We start from the raw sequence: 13331 nt of genomic DNA, 5'->3' as shown, positions 1-13331 counted from the left end.
GGCGCAGCATGGGGGAAAACAGGGGATCACAATGGACGCGAAACACACCCTATTGGCCGAGCGGCTGCTGAAAAAGCCTGCGAGCGATTTCAGTGACAGTGACAGGCGCGTGCTGCGCCATATGTTGGATCGCGCCCCGGTGTCGCAAGATCCCGCGCTGCGCGCCGATACGCTGGGCGCGCGTGTGGCCGATAAGGTCGCAAGTTTTGGCGGCTCGTGGACATTCATCATGCTGTTTGGCGGCGTGCTGGTGACATGGGTCGTGCTGAACGGCGTTTTGCTGGCCAGCCCGCCCGACCCGTTTCCCTTCATCTTCCTGAACCTGATGCTGTCGATGATCGCGGCGTTTCAGGCCCCGATCATCATGATGTCGCAAAGCCGTCAGGCGCAAAAAGACCGCGAGGCCGCCGCCAATGATTATGAGGTGAACCTGAAATCGGAACTCGAGATCATGCGCTTGCATGAAAAGCTGGATGACCTGCGTTTGGTGGCGCTAGAGGATCAATTGCGCCTGATAACCAATAAGATCGACGCGATTGCTGCCGCCGTTAACCGCCCGTAAACCATAATCGCGGCCTGCTGCAGGGGTGAACCTGGTGGGGGCCCATGCTTGCGCGCTGCTATACCGTTGCTTTTGAAGGGATCGAGCCGCGCCTGATCGAGGTGCAATGCGCCCTTGCGCCCGGCATCCCCGGGTTTTCCATCGTCGGCCTGCCGGACAAATCCGTCAGCGAATCGCGTGAAAGGGTGGGGGCGGCACTGGCCGCGATGGCACTGGCGATGCCCGCGAAACGCGTCACGGTGAATCTTTCGCCCGGCGATATGCCCAAAGAGGGTGCCCATTACGATCTGCCCATCGCCATCGCCCTGCTGGCTGCGATGGATGCCATTTCGCGCGACGCCGCCGAATCCGTGCTGGCGATGGGAGAGCTGGCCCTGGACGGGCGATTGGTGCCCGTCGCGGGCGCTTTACCTGCGGCGCTCGCCAGCGCAAGCGAGGATAAAGCGCTGATCCTGCCCGCCCCCAGCGCGCCCGAGGCGGCTTGGGTCGCTGCTGCAACCGTGTTTGGGGCAGAGAGCCTTGGCAGCGCGCTGGCGCATCTGGCCGGAACGACGCCCCTTGCGCCCGCGCGCCCGCCGCTATCCGCAGCGCCCGCTGCCGTGAAATCCACCGATCTGGCATCGGTACGTGGACAAGAGGGAGCAAAGCGCGCGCTAGAGATCGCAGCGGCAGGCAGCCATAACATACTGATGTTGGGGCCGCCGGGGGCCGGAAAATCTTTGCTGGCCAGTTGCCTCCCCGGCATCCTGCCGCCGCAAACCGCGGATGAGGCGCTAGAGTCTGCAATGATCCAATCCGTTGCGGGTACTCGCGGCGCTGGCCCCAGCCCGCACCGCCCCTTTCGCAGCCCCCATCATGGCGCCTCGATGGCGGCGATCATCGGCGGCGGTAGGCGCGCGGCACCGGGGGAAATCTCGCTCGCGCATAACGGCGTGCTGTTTCTGGACGAGCTGCCGGAATTCCAGCGCCCTGTGCTGGATAGCCTGCGCCAACCCATTGAGACGGGCGAGGTCTGGATCGCCCGCGCCGAGGCGCATTTGCGCTATCCCAGCCGGTTCATGCTGGTCGGTGCCGCCAATCCCTGCCGTTGCGGCCATATGGCAGATGCGAGCCGCGCCTGCGCCCGCGCGCCGCGCTGCGGTCAGGATTATATGGCGCGGCTCTCGGGCCCGCTGCTGGACCGGTTCGACATCCGCATCGATGTGCCTGCGATCCCGCCGTCAGACCTGCGCGGCCCGCTGGGCGAGCCGTCGTCCGAGGTGGCGCGCCGCGTCACCGCCGCACGCAAGCGGCAGATCCAGCGGCTAGAGCCGTTCGGCGCGCGCAGCAATGCCGATTGCCCGCCGGATGTGCTAGAGGAGATGACAGCGCTGGACGGTGACTGCGCCGCATTCTTGCAGCGCGCCGCCGCGCATTTTGGCATTTCGGCGCGCGGATACAGTCGCATCCTGCGCGTCGCGCGCACGATTGCCGATTTGGATGGGGCCGAACAGATCACCCGCCCCCATCTGTCCGAAGCGATTGCGCTGCGCGGGCCTTAAGCCGCGCGGCGACGCTCGATCGCTTCCCAGATTTTCTCGGCGGTATTGGTGCCGTCGAACCGTTCGAGTTCCTGGATACCGGTGGGCGAGGTCACATTGATCTCGGTCAGGTAGTCGCCGATCACGTCGATACCGACGAAAATCTGGCCCTTTTCGCGCAAAAGCGGCCCGATCTTAGCGCAAATCTCCAGATCGCGGGCGGTCAGCTCGACCTTTTCAGGGCGGCCACCCACATGCATGTTCGACCGTGTCTCGCCCGAGGCCGGCACACGGTTGATCGCGCCCACCGGCTCGCCATCGACCAGAATCACCCGTTTGTCGCCCTTGCGCACATCGGGCAGGTATTTCTGCACGATCAGCGGCTCGCGCGAGATCGAGGTGAACATCTCGTGCAGCGATGCAAGGTTGCTGTCATCTGCCGTCAGCTTGAACACGCCCGCGCCGCCATTGCCGAACAGCGGCTTTAGAATGACATCGCCGTGTTTGGCGCGGAAGGCCCGCAGCGTGTCCAGATCGCGCGCAATCGCGGTCGGGGGGGTCAGCTCGGGGAAATTCAGCACGAGCAGCTTTTCGGGGTAATTGCGCACCCAGAACGGGTCATTCACGACCAGTGTCTTAGGGTGGATCATGTCCAGCAAATGGGTGGTGGTGATATAACCCATGTCAAAGGGCGGGTCTTGGCGCAGCCATACCACATCGTAATCGGCCAGATCGACCTCGACCTCGTCGCCCTTGGTGACATGGTTGCCCTTTTCACGGCGCAGCGTGATCGGCCAGCCGCGGGCGGTGATGCGCCCCTCTTGGAAGGCCAGTTTGTCGGGCGTGTAATAGAACAGAGAATGGCCGCGCGCCTGCGCCTCTAGCGCGATGCGGAAGGTCGAATCGCCGTCGATATTGATGGATTCGATCGGGTCCATCTGAATGGCAACTTTCAACGCCATGATCTGTCTCCTTGGCTCTGGTCGCGCTGTTGTGGCCGATGGCGCGCACCGGCGCAATCCCGCTTAGGCGAAGAAGGCGTTCTCGATCACATGAACGTGGCCCTGCCCGTCGACCAGCGCCAGATCGATGCGCAGATCGGCAAGGCGACCGGCCATGAATTCTTCGGCAGCGCGCAGGATGCGGGCGGCTTGGCCCGGCTGAATTGAAAACGCGGCACGGTCAAAGCTGGCAGCGGATTTCACCTCGACAAAAATCGTAAGGTCGCCCTGCTGCAAGATCAGGTCGATCTCGCCCGCACGGCCGCGCCAACGGCTGTGCAGCAGGCGCGCGCCGAGGGCCTCGTAATGGCGCAGCACGGCAGCCTCGGCCGCCGCGCCTTGCAGGTGATTGCGCAGCCCGCCCGTCATCCGCAGATCAGTCATCCGCCGACATGGCTAGGGCGATCTGATAGACCTCGCGGCGCGGCAGGTTCAGCGCGCCCGCAACCAGCGTCGCGGCGTCCTTGATCCGCATGGTCTGCATCGCCTCGCGCAGGGCGGATTCGATATCCGCCGCGCCGGTCACCACGGCACCCGCGCGATCAACCAGCACCACGACCTCGCCGCGCGCATCGTTTTCCTGATAATATTCAGCAAGTTCTGCCAGTGTGCCGCGGCGGACTTCCTCGAACTTCTTGGTCAACTCGCGGCAGACCGCAGCCTGACGCCCAGCGCCCAGCACCGCCGCCATATCCACAAGTGAAGAGCCAAGCCGCTTGGGCGATTCGTAAAACACCAGCGTCGCCGGCACATCGCGCAGGATCGCAAGTTCGCTCTGGCGGGCGCTATGGGCGGCAGGCAAAAACCCGTTGAACAAAAAACGATCCGTCGGCAGGCCGCCAATCGTCAGCGCTGTCAACACGGCGGATGCGCCCGGCGCAGCGGTGACAGGCAGATCTTCGGCAATCATGCCGCGCGCCAGCTCGTATCCGGGGTCGGCAACCAAGGGGGTGCCCGCCTCGGACACATAGGCCACGGATTTCCCCTCGCGCACCTGCGTCACCAAATGGGCGGTGGTGCCTTCGGTCGAATGGTCGTGAAACGCAAGGATGCGTCGCCCGTTCAGCGGAACACCATGAATTTCCATCAGCTTGCGCGCGGTGCGGGTATCCTCGGCCGCGATGACATCGGCAAGGCGCAGCACATCCAGCGCGCGCAATGTGATATCGCGCGCCGCGCCAATCGGCGTTGCGACCAGATAGAGACCGGCGGTTAAAGGGAAAGCTCCCGACATGTCTTCATTCTTTCCTAGACCCAAAGCCTGCCTGCCCTATGATGCGTCCTGATTGCAAGTCAATTGCCGCAGGTTTACTGCTGCGCGCAAAGGGCGCCAAAAGTAGGGAGAGCGCAAAATGCGCAAACTGATGACACGACGTAGCCTTGGCCGCATGGCCGCCGCCGTTGCCATGGCCGCCTTGGCCGCTTGTGCGCCGACTGTAAATACCGGCGGCGGCACGACGCCAGCGGCCACAGGCGGCACGGTGCGCGTGGCGCTGCTGGTGCCTGCAGGCTCGGCGCAGGCGACCGACAATCTAATCGCGCAGAACCTTGAAAACGCAGCGCGTCTGGCGATTTCCGACCTTGGCACCAGCCGCATCGACCTGCGCGTCTATCCCACCGGCGGCAGCGCGACGCAGGCCGCAACAGTGGCCCGCGCGGCTGTGTCTGATGGCGCGCAAATCATCCTTGGGCCGGTCTATGCCGAAGAGGCGAATGCCGCAGGCGTCGCTGTCGCAAGTTCCGGCGTGAACGTGCTGGCGTTTTCAAACAACCCGACCATCGCTGGGAATAATGTTTTATTCTTGGCCAGACCTTCCGCGACACCGCGAACCGTTTGGTTGGCTATTCCAGTAGCCAAGGCATCAATAGCTATGTGATCGCCCATGCCAATGATCTGGGTGGCAACCTTGGCCGCGATGCGATTTCTGCCGCGATTACCGCAGGCGGCGGCACGGTGGCAGGCGTTGAAAGCTACGCCCTGTCGCAAGCCGCAACGGCCGAGGGGGCGCGCCGCGTCGGCGCAACCGTCAATGCCACGGGCGCACAGGCCGTGATCACCACCGCCAGTGTCAACGCCGACCTGCCGATTCTGGCGACGGTCCTGCCCGAGGCCGGTGTTAGTCGTGAAACAACCCGCCTGATCGGCCTGACACGCTGGAACGCGACGTCGCAGGCGCTGACGCTGCCGGGGCTGCAAGGCGGCATCTTTACGCTGCCGGACCAAGCCCGCGTCACCGCCTTCGAGGGGCGCTATAGTGCGACTTATGGCCAACCGCCGCATCCGCTGGCCAGCCTTGCCTATGACGGGATCGCCGCCGTGGGCGCGCTGCTGCAACGCGGCGGCTCTAATCCGCTATCCCGCGGCGCCCTGACCCAGACCCAAGGGTTCGAGGGCACCTCGGGTATCTTCCGCTTCTTGCCCGATGGCACGACCCAGCGCGGTCTGGCTGTCGCCGAGATCCGCAACAATATGGTGAGCATCCTTGACCCCGCCCCTCGCAGCTTTGGCGGCCCTCAATCCTGAGCCGCAGGTGATCTCAGCGCCCGCCGGTATGATCCGGCCGGCGCATGAAATCTTTGACGCCCCTGCGATCACAGCGCGGCTGCTGGCCGCGCTGGATGGCGTTGCAGATCCGATGGATATGCGCCGCGCCACTGTCGCCATCCTTTCTGACGCCATGGCCAATGGCCGCGCGGTGATCGCCACTGCCTTTGCGGCCAATCCGCTGGAAAGCCGGGGCGTGACCCATGCTTATGCCTGGCTGACCGATTGCATTGTGACGCTGGCCCTGTGGGTTGCGCGCGGCCCGATGCAGCCCACGCCCGCTGCAGGCGATCTGACGATGGTTGCCGTCGGCGGCTATGGGCGCGGCGAGATGGCCCCCTTTTCCGATGTCGATCTGCTGTTCGTCACCCGCGCGAACATGTCGCGCGAGACCGAGGCGGTTATCGAATCCCTGCTTTACACCCTATGGGACCTAAAGCTGAAAATCGGTCATTCCTCGCGCACAGTGGATGACTGTATTGCGATGGCAAAACAGGATTTCACCATTCGCACCGCCATGGTCGAGGCGCGCTATCTGGATGGAAACACCACAGTTTTCCAAACCCTGCGCAGCCGCCTATGGAACGAGCTGTTCAAGAACACCGCCTCTGAATTCATTGAGGCGAAACTCGACGAGCGGGCCCAGCGCCACGTGAAACAAGGCGGCCAGCGCTATATGGTCGAGCCGAATGTGAAAGAGGGCAAGGGCGGCTTGCGCGATCTGCAATCCCTCTATTGGATCGGCAAATATGTCTACAACGTGCAGGATGCCGCACAGTTGGTACAAAAGGGCGTCTTCACCGCCGATGAATACGAGACATTCCGTCTGGCCGAGGATTTCCTGTGGGCGGTGCGCTGCCACCTGCATCTGATCGCCAAACGCGAGGTGGATCTGCTGACCTTTGACATGCAGGTCGAGGTCGCCTCGCGCATGGGGTATCGCGACAGTCGCGGTCGCCGGGCGGTCGAACATTTCATGCAAGATTACTTTTTGCATGCGACTAAAGTGGGCGAGTTGACCCGCATCTTTCTGACGGTGCAAGAAGACAAGCTGATCAAGCCCGCGCCGATGCTATCACGTCTGTTCGCCCGCAAGCGCCCCGTCGCGCCGCCCTATGCGCTAAAGACCAACCGTCTGACCGTCGCCGACCCAAAGGCGTTTCTGGCCGACAAATTGAACCTGCTGCGCATCTTTGAGGAAAGCGTCCGCATGGGCGCGCCGATCCACCCCGACGCGCTGCGTCTGGTGGCGGCTAACCTGAACCTCATCGACGACGATATGCGCGAAAGCCGCAGCGCCAATCGCATCTTCCTTGATCTGCTGCTGCGCCATGGCAACCCGGCCCGCATCTTGCGCCATATGAACGAAATCGGCGTGCTGGCGGCGTTCATCCCTGAATTCGAACCCATCGTCGCAATGATGCAGTTCAATATGTATCACCACTACACGGTGGACGAACATACGATCCAATGTATCTCGAACCTCGCCGCGATCGAGGCGGGAGAGCTGGCAGATGATCTGCCGCTGGTCAGCGATATTACCAAGGCTGGCATCAGCCGCCGCGTGATTTATGTGGCGCTGCTGCTGCATGATATCGGCAAGGGGCGCGAAGAAGACCATTCCGTGCTGGGGGCGCAAATCGCCCGCCGCGTGGCGCCGCGCCTTGGCCTGTCAAAGCGCGAATCCGAAACGGTGGAATGGCTGATCCGTCACCATCTGATGATGTCCGATACCGCGCAAAAACGCGACATTGCCGAACCGCGTACCGTGCGTGCCTTTGCCAAAATGGTCGAATCGCGTGAACGGCTGGATCTGCTGACCGTGCTGACCGTCTGCGACATTCGCGGCGTCGGCCCCGGTACATGGAACAACTGGAAAGCGGCGCTGATCCGCAGCCTGCACCGCTCGACCGCCGAGGTGCTGGCCAGCGGCCCCGACACCCTGTCCCGCCGCACCCGCGAGGACGAGGCAAAGCGCGCCCTGCGCGAGGCCTTGCACGACTGGCCCGCCGCCGATCTGCGCGCCGAGACGGGGCGCCATTACGGCCCCTATTGGCAGGGCCTGCCGCTATCGGCACATGTCGTCTTTGCCAACCTGCTGCGCGGCATCAATGATTCCGAGATCCGCATCGATCTGACACCAGACCCCGATCGCGATGCGACCCGCGCCAGCTTTGCCATGTCTGACCACCCCGGCCTGTTTTCCCGTATGACCGGCGCATTGGCGCTGGTGGGGGCGAACGTGGTCGATGCGCGCACCTATACCACCAAGGACGGCTATGCGACCGCCACTTTCTGGGTGCAAGATGCCGATGGTCGCCCGTTCGAGGCCGCCCGCCTGCCCCGCCTGCGCCAGATGATCGACCGCACGATGAACGGCGAAGTCGTCCCGCGCGAAGCGATGAAAGAGCGGGACAAGATCAAGAAACGCGAGCGCGCCTTTACCGTGCCGACGCTGATCACCTTTGATAACGAAGGCTCGGACATCTACACGATTATCGAGGTCGACACCCGTGACCGCCCGGGCCTGCTGCATGATCTGGTGCGCACGCTGGCCGCGCAAAACGCCAATATCGCATCCGCCGTCATCGCCACCTATGGCGAGCAGGCGGTCGATACATTCTATGTGAAAGACATGTTCGGCCTGAAATTCCATGCCGAAGGGCGCCGTCAGCAGTTGGAAGCCAAGCTGCGCGAGGCGATCAAACAAGGTGCCGAAAGGGCCCATTCGTGACGACAGAAACATCTAGGAAGCCCTCTGGCGCCTCCTCGCCCATCCGCCTTGCGACCAATTTCGTCACTGTGGGCGTGTGGACATTCCTCAGCCGCGTGCTGGGATTCGCGCGCGATATCATGATGGCGGCCTATCTTGGCACCGGCCCCGTGGCCGAGGCCTTCGCCGTTGCCTTTACCTTGCCGAATATGTTCCGTCGCTTTTTTGCCGAAGGCGCGTTCAACCTGGCCTTTGTGCCGATGTTCGCCAAAAAGCTAGAGGCGGGCGAGGATGCGACAGGCTTTGCCCGCGACGCCTATGCCGGCATGGCGTTTATTCTGACGATCTTCTCGGTCATCGGCATGCTGATCATGCCTGTGCTGGTCTGGCTGATGGCCTCGGGCTGGGTCGGGGACGCGCGCTTCAGCCTTGCCACCGCCTATGCCCGCGTGACATTTCCCTATATCCTTTTGATTTCATTGACAGCTTTGCTGTCGGGTATACTGAATGCAGCGGGGCGCTTTCGCGCCGCCGCCGCCGCGCCTGCGCTATTGAACCTGACATTCATCCCGGCCATCGTGATCGGCGCGCATTTCGATGCGCTGCCGGGCGGCGGTGACGGTGTGCGGATCGGCTGGGCCATGGCCTGGGGCCTGCCGGTCGCCGGTATTTTGCAACTGGCGACCCTGTGGTGGGCTGCGCGGCGTGCGGGCTTTACCATGACGATCAAGCGCCCTCGTCTGACACCCGAGTTGCGGCAACTGGCCATCATCGCCATGCCGGCCGTGTTGGCGGGGGGCGTCGTGCAGATCAACCTGCTGGTGGGTCGCCAAGTCGCAAGCTATTTCGAAGGCGCCTATAACTGGCTGAGCTACGCGGATCGTCTCTATCAGCTACCACTGGGTGTAGTGGGTGCGGCGATTGGCGTTGTGCTGCTGCCCGAACTCTCGCGCCGCCTTGCTGCGGGTGACGACAAAGCGGGCAAGCAGGCCATGAACCGCGCCACCGAATTCGCGCTGATGCTCTCGGTGCCTGCTGCTGTCGCGCTGGTGGTGATCGCGGTGCCGCTGATCTCGGTCATGTATGAACGGGGCGCGTTCACTTCGGCAGATACCGCCGCAACCGCGCTGGCACTGGCCGTATACGGGCTGGGTCTGCCTGCATTCGTCATGCAAAAGGTGCTGCAGCCGCTGTTTTACGCGCGCGCCGACACCCGCAGCCCGTTCCGATTTGCGCTGGTCTCGCTGGTGGTGAACGCCGTCGCGGCTGTCGCGCTGGCGCCCTTTATCGGCTTTATCGCAGCCGCCGTCGGCACAACCGTTGCGGGCTGGGGCATGGTGCTGCAACTGTGGCTCGGCTCGCGCAAAATGGGCGCGGCGGCCGAGGTTGACGCGCAACTGCGCACACGTTTTTGGCGGATCTGCGCGGCAGCGGCCATCATGGGTGTATTCCTTGCCATCGCCTATGCACTGCTGAACCCGATGCTAGAGCCGGGCCGGATGCGCTATCTGGCGCTGATGATTTTGGTCTTTGGCGGCATGGGTGTTTACTTTGTCGCGGGCCAGCTTTTGCGGGCGTTTGATATCCGCGAAGTGCGGGCGATGCTGCGCCGCAGCAAGGGGCGATAGAAAGGGCCTTTTCGCGGCGGCAAGGTGGCTGTATATGCGCGCAATGTCGCAAAATCCGCCCGATCTTCGCCCCGATCTAGCCCCGCGTCCGCGTTTCGACACGGCTCCCCGACCCGGTCAACCGACCATCGGCATGGTCAGCCTTGGCTGCCCGAAAGCCCTTGTCGACAGTGAACGTATCCTGACGCGCCTGCGCGCCGAAGGTTACGCCATCAGCCCCGATTATGCCGGGGCCGATGCGGTCATCGTCAACACCTGCGGTTTCCTTGATTCCGCCAAGGCCGAAAGCCTTGAGGCGATTGGCGAGGCATTGCAGGAAAACGGCAAGGTCATCGTGACCGGCTGCCTTGGGGCCGAACCCGAATATATCACGGGCGTCCACCCCAAAGTCATGGCCGTCACCGGCCCCCATCAGTATGAGCAGGTGCTGGATGCGGTGCATGTCGCCGTGCCGCCATCGCCCGATCCTTTCGTGGACCTGCTGCCCGCCGCGGGTATCAAGCTGACGCCGCGCCATTACAGCTATCTCAAGATTTCCGAGGGCTGTAACCACAAGTGCAAATTCTGCATCATCCCCGATATGCGCGGCCGCCTTGTCAGCCGCCCCGCCTTTGCCATTGTGCGCGAGGCGGAAAAGCTGGTGCAAAGCGGGGTCAAGGAACTGCTGGTCATCAGTCAGGATACCTCGGCTTACGGCGTTGATCTGAAATATGCGACCGAACGCGGCCACCGCGCGCATATCACTGATTTGGCACGCGATTTGGGCAGTCTGGGTGCCTGGGTGCGGATGCATTACGTCTATCCCTATCCGCATGTGCGCGACATGATCCCGCTGATGGCGGATGGGCTGATCCTGCCCTATCTGGATATTCCGTTCCAACACGCGCATCCCGATGTGCTGCGCCGCATGGCGCGCCCTGCCGCTGCCGCAAAGACGCTGGACGAGATTGCCGCATGGCGCGACATCTGCCCCGATATCACGCTGCGCTCGACCTTTATCGTCGGTTATCCGGGCGAGACCGAGGCCGAGTTCCAGACTCTGCTGGATTGGCTGGACGAGGCGCAACTGGATCGCGTCGGCTGCTTCCAATACGAGAATGTGGCGGGCGCGCGATCGAACCTGCTGCCCGATCATGTGCCGGACGAGGTCAAGCAAGACCGCTGGAACCGCTTCATGGAAAAGGCACAGGCCATTTCCGCCGCCAAGCTGCAAGCCAAAGTCGGCCAGCAGATGGATGTCATCATCGACGAGATCGAAGACGGCGTTGCCACCTGCCGCACCAAGGCCGATGCGCCTGAAATCGACGGTAACCTGTTCATCGACGAGGGTGTCGAGCGCCTGTCCGTCGGCGATATCGTCCGCGTCACCGTCGACGAGGCCGAGGATTACGACCTGTGGGGGACGCCGGTTTAACGGCGCCCCTTAGGATCGCCGCGCCATGTAATTGGCATAGGTGCGGCGAATCACATCCAGACGCTCGGCATTCGCCGGATGGCTGCTGAGGATGCGGCCCGCCGGGTCGGGGATGCGGAAGAACAGCGCCGATCCGCGCAGCGGGTCAAATCCAGCCTCGGCCGCGATCAAGGTGCCCAGCGCATCCGCCTGCAATTCAAACTCTTTCGAATAGACCATACTGCCCAGGATCTCGCCCAGTTGCGCGACGCTTTGGCTGCGCCGTTCAAGGTGGCCTTCGATATGGTGGGCGGCCTCATGCGCCAGCACAAAGGCGATCTCGTCACTGTTGGCGACCATGAACAGCAGCGGCAGGGTAATGGCGACAATCGGCCGACCCGAGCGATCCAGCGTCTGATAGGCATTCGGGCCGATATCGGATTGATCGTCGATCACGATCTGGAAATCGCAATTGCGCTGCGGGGCGCGCTCGCGGCAGATGCGCTCGGCCACCGGCTCGACCTGCGAGGCCGCATAGATAAAGCCCTGCGCGCGCAGCGACATATCTGCGGGGCTCAGCGGGGCGGCGCCCTGATGGCTGACACCGGTGGTGACGCGGCCCGTGGGTGCGGTATCGCGGGAAGGCGCAGCACAAGCCGCCAGCAAAAGCACCGCGATCAGTGCGATAAAAGAACGAGGACGCAAGGCCTTAGCAGTCATAACAGTCGAAACACCTTGTCGCGCGCCGTGGCGCCGCTTTTTAAAATCAGCTTGCTTTTAGGAATACGTAAAGCCTTGGCCAGCAGTTCAGTCACAGCCGCATTTGCCTTGCCGTCCTCGGGCACGACCGTGACATAGACCCGCAAAACCCCGCTCTCGTCCCGCAAGATCCTTGCGCGCGAGGCTTTTGGCGTCACGCGAACCGCGATCTCGGTGCCGGGAACGGCAAGCTCTGTCATATCCATATGGGGCAGTCTATCGTGGCAAAAGAGGGGCTGATAGCCCCTGCATAGCCACAGTGATCACAAGTTATCATTTGACGACAGGACAAGATGACCCAATCCGCCCTAGAATTTCTACTGCAACGCCGCTCGCATCCGGCGCGCCTTCTAAGCCTGCCGGTGCCTGACGCGGATCAGCTGCAAACAATCCTGACCGCCGCCGCTCGCACCCCCGACCATGGCAAGTTAGAGCCGTTCCGCTTTATCCTGCTGCGCCGCGGCGCGCTGGATCGGCTGGCCGCACTGGCGGGTGCGCGCGGTGCCGCATTGGGGAAAGAGGAAGGCCCGCTGCTGAAGGCTGTGACGCAATTCAGCCAAAGCCCCTTTGCGATCGCCGTGGTGCAAGTGCCCCGCCCGACCGACAAAGTCCCTGCGATTGAACAGACCTATACCGCAGGCGCGGTCGCACTGGCGCTGCTGAACGCTGCGATGGCCAGCGGCTTTGCTGCCAATTGGCTGACCGGCTGGACAGCCTATGATCCAACGTTTTTGGCTGAGGGGCTGGGCCTGCAGTTGGGCGAAAGCCTTGTCGGCTTTGTCCATATCGGCACCAGCACCAGCACCCCGCCCGAACGCCCGCGCCCCGATTTGGCGCAGATCGTCAGCGAATTGCCTGAATAATCAGTGGGCGGTGTGATCCCGCCGTTCGATCACTTGCGCCTCGGGGCGCTCGATCGGCGGGTTCATGCGGTGGAAAAAGTCAAAGTCGCGCACTTTAATCACGCCCGACAGGATGATGCCGCAGACCACGGCCCAGACCACGGTCGCCCAGATGGTCGTCAGCAGCATGGTGCGCTTGGCATTGAAATCGGCCGGGGCCGAGGCTGGCGTGCCCGGAACAATCTCGCCCACATCGCCTTGGGTGCGCAGACCGATGGGCAAAACAATAAACAGCGTCAGGAACCAGCTAACGGCGAAAACCACGAAAACAGAGGTGATGGTCATGATCGGCTCCTGTAGGTCTGTCT

General features: G+C 62.9%; 12 protein-coding genes and 1 pseudogene. 7 read left to right on the top strand and 6 right to left on the bottom strand.

Translation table 11 applies throughout. The annotated features are described in order from the left end of the window. The first annotated feature begins 31 nt into the window (after window positions 1-31). Window positions 32-562: a DUF1003 domain-containing protein gene (locus KVU_RS13715; RefSeq protein ID WP_013383079.1), complete on the top strand. Its 531-nt coding sequence runs from the start codon at window positions 32-34 to the stop codon at window positions 560-562. A gap of 44 nt (window positions 563-606) precedes the next feature. Continuing rightward, window positions 607-2103 carry a YifB family Mg chelatase-like AAA ATPase gene (locus tag KVU_RS13710; RefSeq protein ID WP_014538133.1) on the top strand — a complete coding sequence of 499 codons (1497 nt, stop codon included), beginning with the start codon at window positions 607-609 and terminating at the stop codon, window positions 2101-2103. On the opposite strand, the gene gshB is transcribed toward KVU_RS13710, so the two are convergent. The 3 genes from gshB to rsmI all read right to left on the bottom strand — a co-directional run bounded on the left by gshB (window position 2100) and on the right by rsmI (window position 4317). Continuing rightward, on the bottom strand, window positions 2100-3044 hold the full coding sequence (gshB, locus tag KVU_RS13705) for a glutathione synthase (protein WP_013383077.1): 945 nt from the start codon (window positions 3042-3044) through the stop codon (window positions 2100-2102). The two genes, KVU_RS13710 and gshB, sit on opposite strands and share 4 nt — an antisense overlap. A gap of 63 nt (window positions 3045-3107) precedes the next feature. Continuing rightward, a complete protein-coding gene (locus tag KVU_RS13700; RefSeq protein WP_013383076.1) occupies window positions 3108-3467 on the bottom strand; it encodes a YraN family protein in 360 nt (119 codons plus the stop codon). Then, window positions 3460-4317, bottom strand: a complete 858-nt coding sequence (gene rsmI / locus KVU_RS13695; RefSeq protein WP_013383075.1) for a 16S rRNA (cytidine(1402)-2'-O)-methyltransferase — start codon at window positions 4315-4317, stop codon at window positions 3460-3462. Before rsmI ends, KVU_RS13700 begins: the two co-directional genes overlap by 8 nt. A 118-nt stretch (window positions 4318-4435) precedes the next feature. Here rsmI and KVU_RS13690 point away from each other — a divergent pair. The 4 genes and pseudogenes from KVU_RS13690 to rimO all read left to right on the top strand — a co-directional run bounded on the left by KVU_RS13690 (window position 4436) and on the right by rimO (window position 11383). After that, window positions 4436-5607 (top strand): annotated as a pseudogene (locus tag KVU_RS13690) (penicillin-binding protein activator). Between the two features lie 28 nt (window positions 5608-5635). After that, the gene (locus tag KVU_RS13685; RefSeq protein WP_060486292.1) at window positions 5636-8362 is read left to right on the top strand and encodes a [protein-PII] uridylyltransferase; all 2727 of its coding nucleotides are present in this window, start codon (window positions 5636-5638) and stop codon (window positions 8360-8362) included. Beyond that, window positions 8359-9969: a murein biosynthesis integral membrane protein MurJ gene (gene murJ / locus KVU_RS13680; RefSeq protein WP_013383073.1), complete on the top strand. Its 1611-nt coding sequence runs from the start codon at window positions 8359-8361 to the stop codon at window positions 9967-9969. The genes KVU_RS13685 and murJ overlap by 4 nt, the downstream gene beginning before the upstream one ends. A 43-nt stretch (window positions 9970-10012) precedes the next feature. Then, complete coding sequence (gene rimO / locus KVU_RS13675) at window positions 10013-11383, top strand: 30S ribosomal protein S12 methylthiotransferase RimO (RefSeq protein ID WP_044008101.1); 1371 nt, start codon at window positions 10013-10015, stop codon at window positions 11381-11383. A gap of 9 nt (window positions 11384-11392) precedes the next feature. On the opposite strand, the gene KVU_RS13670 is transcribed toward rimO, so the two are convergent. Next, window positions 11393-12082, bottom strand: a complete 690-nt coding sequence (locus KVU_RS13670) for a M48 family metallopeptidase (RefSeq protein ID WP_013383071.1) — start codon at window positions 12080-12082, stop codon at window positions 11393-11395. Next, on the bottom strand, window positions 12079-12327 hold the full coding sequence (locus KVU_RS13665) for a DUF167 domain-containing protein (protein WP_013383070.1): 249 nt from the start codon (window positions 12325-12327) through the stop codon (window positions 12079-12081). Before KVU_RS13665 ends, KVU_RS13670 begins: the two co-directional genes overlap by 4 nt. Window positions 12328-12414: 87 nt before the next feature. On the opposite strand from KVU_RS13665, the gene KVU_RS13660 reads away from it, so the two are divergent. Continuing rightward, window positions 12415-12984, top strand: coding sequence for a nitroreductase family protein (locus KVU_RS13660; RefSeq protein ID WP_013383069.1), 570 nt, complete (start codon window positions 12415-12417; stop codon window positions 12982-12984). On the opposite strand, the gene KVU_RS13655 is transcribed toward KVU_RS13660, so the two are convergent. Further along, a complete protein-coding gene (locus KVU_RS13655; protein ID WP_013383068.1) occupies window positions 12985-13308 on the bottom strand; it encodes a DUF1467 family protein in 324 nt (107 codons plus the stop codon). Between the last annotated feature and the right edge of the window lie 23 nt (window positions 13309-13331).

It is taken from the genome of Ketogulonicigenium vulgare WSH-001, assembly GCF_000223375.1.
In the GTDB taxonomy this organism is placed as follows: domain Bacteria; phylum Pseudomonadota; class Alphaproteobacteria; order Rhodobacterales; family Rhodobacteraceae; genus Ketogulonicigenium; species Ketogulonicigenium vulgare.
This window is presented reverse-complemented; position numbering and strand designations above follow the sequence as displayed.

Bases quoted from the DNA above. Each gene is read 5' to 3' on its own strand.
- KVU_RS13715 (WP_013383079.1), top strand. From the start codon at position 32: ATGGACGCGAAACACACCCTATTGGCCGAGCGGCTGCTGAAAAAGCCT.
- KVU_RS13710 (WP_014538133.1), top strand. From the start codon at position 607: ATGCTTGCGCGCTGCTATACCGTTGCTTTTGAAGGGATCGAGCCGCGC.
- gshB (WP_013383077.1), bottom strand. From the start codon at position 3,044: ATGGCGTTGAAAGTTGCCATTCAGATGGACCCGATCGAATCCATCAAT.
- KVU_RS13700 (WP_013383076.1), bottom strand. From the start codon at position 3,467: ATGACTGATCTGCGGATGACGGGCGGGCTGCGCAATCACCTGCAAGGC.
- rsmI (WP_013383075.1), bottom strand. From the start codon at position 4,317: ATGTCGGGAGCTTTCCCTTTAACCGCCGGTCTCTATCTGGTCGCAACG.
- KVU_RS13685 (WP_060486292.1), top strand. From the start codon at position 5,636: ATGATCCGGCCGGCGCATGAAATCTTTGACGCCCCTGCGATCACAGCG.
- rimO (WP_044008101.1), top strand. From the start codon at position 10,013: ATGTCGCAAAATCCGCCCGATCTTCGCCCCGATCTAGCCCCGCGTCCG.
- KVU_RS13670 (WP_013383071.1), bottom strand. From the start codon at position 12,082: ATGACTGCTAAGGCCTTGCGTCCTCGTTCTTTTATCGCACTGATCGCG.
- KVU_RS13665 (WP_013383070.1), bottom strand. From the start codon at position 12,327: ATGGATATGACAGAGCTTGCCGTTCCCGGCACCGAGATCGCGGTTCGC.
- KVU_RS13660 (WP_013383069.1), top strand. From the start codon at position 12,415: ATGACCCAATCCGCCCTAGAATTTCTACTGCAACGCCGCTCGCATCCG.
- KVU_RS13655 (WP_013383068.1), bottom strand. From the start codon at position 13,308: ATGACCATCACCTCTGTTTTCGTGGTTTTCGCCGTTAGCTGGTTCCTG.